The organism is Pseudopedobacter sp. (assembly GCF_040392825.1).
In the GTDB taxonomy this organism is placed as follows: domain Bacteria; phylum Bacteroidota; class Bacteroidia; order Sphingobacteriales; family Sphingobacteriaceae; genus Pseudopedobacter.
On sequence record NZ_JBEBVH010000348.1, the window covers coordinates 1 to 3,483 of the forward strand.

The following is a 3,483-nucleotide window of genomic DNA, read 5'->3' on the forward strand; positions in this document are numbered from 1 at the left end:
ATGGAATTATAGGATAACCTGAGTAAGGAGATATCCAAAAAGCGCAAAAAAGGATAAAATAAATTAGTTGTGTTCGGACACATATAAATTAATATATTTATATATTTGTGTATAGACAGTTCTTAAGTAAAATAAAAAATATATGGTAGCCATGAAAAGTACGCGTCTTAATCTTCTGGAAGAGACACGTTTTGAGAAAGTAGCAGTTAGTGTTTATGAGGATCAGTATATAGCCTCCAAAGCAGTAGCAAAACGCATAGCCGAAATTATTCAAAGTAAGCAAAAAAGCGGAGAAACCACCGTCTTAGGTTTAGCTACCGGAGCAACTCCAGTAAATGTATACAAAGAGTTGATTCGTTTGCATAAAGAAGAAGGCTTATCCTTTAAAGATGTAGTGACATTTAATCTGGATGAATACTATCCTATGAAACCAGATGCAGAGCAAAGCTACGTAACATTCATGAACGAAAAGCTTTTCAACCACATTGATATTGATCCTGAAAACATTAATATTCCTGATGGGACTTTAAAAGAAGAAGATGTTGCTAAATTTTGCATGGAATACGAGGCTAAAATAAATTCTTACGGTGGTCTTGACTTTCAGGTATTGGGAATTGGTAGAACCGGACACATTGGTTTTAACGAACCTGGTTCTGCACCAAACTCAGGTACCAGAATGGTTACTTTAAATGACCTTACAAGAAGAGATGCATCAAAGGATTTCGGAGGTAAAGAGAATGTTCCTACAAAGGCCATCACTATGGGGGTTGGTACTATTTTCAAAGCCAGAGAAATTGTTTTAATGGCATGGAACGAAAAGAAAGCAAGCATTGTAAAAAAAGCTGTTGAGGGTGAAATTTCTTCAGAAGTACCAGCTACTTACCTTCAGCTTTCCAGCAACGTAGAGTTTGTGTTAGATAAAGAAGCTGCTTCTCAATTAACCCGTTTCGATACTCCTTGGTTAGTTCAGGATTGTGACTGGACACCTCAGTTGATTAAAAAAGCTGTTGTTTGGTTAGCGAAAGAGTTAAACAAACCTATCCTTAAGCTTACCGAAGATGATTATAACAATAATGGCATGGCTCAGTTGGCTACAGAGAAAGGCCCGGTTTATAATATCAACATCGATATATTCAATAAAATACAACATACTATTACCGGTTGGCCGGGTGGTAAGCCTAATGCAGACGATTCTCAAAGACCGGAAAGAGCTAATCCAGCTAAAAAGAACGTTATTATCTTCTCTCCTCATCCAGATGATGATGTAATTTCTATGGGCGGTACTTTTATCCGTTTAGCAGATCAGGGACACAATGTTCACGTAGCTTATCAAACATCTGGAAATACAGCGGTATGGGACGAAGATGTGTTAAGATTCATGGAATTTGCTTCTGATTATTCTAAAGCTTTAGGTCTGGATGCTTCCAAACTGGAAAATCTATACTCAGAAACCAGAAATATATTCAGTACAAAAAAGCCAAACCAGGTAGATACAGAAGAAGTTAGAACTATAAAAGGTCTTATCCGTAAAGGAGAAGCTATAGCTGGCGCTCGTTTCGCAGGTCTTCCTGACGAAAACATCCATTTCCAGAACCTTCCGTTCTATGACAGAACTAAATTCTCTAAAAATGTTTCTTTTGAAGATGATATTAACGAGACGATGGAATTGCTTCGCAAAGTGAAACCTCAGCAGGTTTTTGCTGCCGGAGATTTTGCCGATCCACACGGAACTCATAAAGTATGTTTCGATATCATATATCAGGCTTTAAAACGCATTAAGGCAGATGGTGACGAATGGATTAAAGATTGCTGGTTATGGTTATACAGAGGGGCATGGCATGAATTTGAAATTCATGAAATAGAAATGGCGGTTCCTTTATCTCCACAAGAGGTAAAAAGAAAACGTTTAGCTATATTTAAACACCAATCTCAGAAAGATCTTCCTGTTTTCCCTGGTGATGATGCCAGAGAGTTCTGGGTTAGAGCTGAAGAAAGGACTAGTGAAACGGCCCGGGCTTATGACGCTTTAGGTCTGGCTAATTACGAAGCTATTGAGGCTTTCATAAAATGGGAGTTTTAAACTAAAAACAACTAAACTTAAATTATAACCAAATCTATGGTGAATCAAACTTCAAAACAATCAACTGTAGGGCCTATGGTAATCATAGGGGCCCTATTTTTTATTTTTGGTTTCGTAACATGGCTTAACTCTCTTTTAATTCCTTATTTGAGAATTGCCTGCGAATTAACAGAAGTACAGTCCTATTTTGTGACCTTTGCATTTTATATTGCCTATTTGGTAATGGCCCCTGTATCTACGTGGGTTTTAAATACTTTCGGATTTAAAAAGGGAATGTCAATTTCTTTAGGAATAATGGCTTTAGGTGCAGCATTGTTTATTCCGGCAGCATTTTCTAGAACCTATCTCCTATTCTTATTAGGATTATTCATTCTGGGAGGCGGACTGGCTATTTTACAAACAGCTTCTAATCCTTACATTACTATTATTGGCCCTGTTGAAACGGCGGCGAAAAGAATAAGTATAATGGGCATATGTAATAAGTTCGCGGGAGCTACAGCACCAATTATTCTAGGTATGTTTCTTAATCTGAGCGAAGCAGATAAGCTTACCAAACAAATTGGAACCATGTCTGCCGAGGAATATTCTAATGCTTTGGATCAGGTTGCATTACAGGTTGTAAATCCATACATCGGAATTGTGGTCGTTTTGATTTTATTGTCGATCTGGATTTCAAGAGCTAACCTTCCTGAGGTAAAAGGAGACGAAGAGGAAACAACAGACCATCATACTATTTCAGAAAACAAAAAAAGTGTTTGGGACTTCCCGCATGTAATTTTGGGATTCTTTACATTATTCTGTTATGTTGGTGTCGAAGTTTTAGCGGGCGATACCATCATTGCATATGGTGTTTCGCAGGGCATTTCTTTAGATGATGCTAAATTCTTTACCGGATTTACAATGGTGGCAATGGTTGTTGGCTATATCATAGGCATTATTACCATTCCTAAATATTTACAGCAAGACAAAGCACTTAGAATATGTGCTATTTTGGGAATTGCTTTTACTTTGGGAATCGTTTTTACCAGCGGAATGACTTCTTTGCTTTTTGTAGCATTATTAGGTTTGGCTAACTCTTTAATATGGCCTGCTATCTGGCCTCTTGCTTTAAAAGGCGTGGGTAGATTTACGAGTGCTGCTTCGGGGCTATTGGTTATGGGAATTGCAGGTGGTGCGGTTATACCTCTTTTATATGGTCAAATAGCGCATTCCGTAGGCTCGCATGCTGCTTACTGGATTGCTTTACCTTGTTACCTTTTAATTTTATATTACTCAGGTCCTGGACACAAAGTTGGATTAAAAAAGTAAATAATTTTGGCACAATATTAGTGCTTACATAGATATTCTTAATCTATCTATGAAAAAAGCAGGGAAAAGAGCTTCGGATTATCGAAGCTCTTTTC

At 37.6% G+C, this 3,483-nt stretch carries 2 protein-coding genes; both read left to right on the forward strand.

Annotation, left to right across the window (positions count from 1 at the left end; all coding sequences use genetic code 11):
• Window positions 1-151 precede the first annotated feature (151 nt).
• Complete coding sequence (nagB, locus tag ABWO41_RS16730) at window positions 152-2,080, forward strand: glucosamine-6-phosphate deaminase (RefSeq protein WP_353140455.1); 1,929 nt, start codon at window positions 152-154, stop codon at window positions 2,078-2,080.
• A 36-nt stretch (window positions 2,081-2,116) separates the two neighbouring features.
• A complete protein-coding gene (locus tag ABWO41_RS16735; protein WP_353140457.1) occupies window positions 2,117-3,388 on the forward strand; it encodes a sugar MFS transporter in 1,272 nt (423 codons plus the stop codon).
• Window positions 3,389-3,483: the final 95 nt, after the last annotated feature.

Excerpts from the sequence above, each read along its gene's own strand:
- nagB (WP_353140455.1), top strand. The coding sequence starts at position 152 with ATGAAAAGTACGCGTCTTAATCTTCTGGAAGAGACACGTTTTGAGAAA.
- ABWO41_RS16735 (WP_353140457.1), top strand. The coding sequence starts at position 2,117 with ATGGTGAATCAAACTTCAAAACAATCAACTGTAGGGCCTATGGTAATC.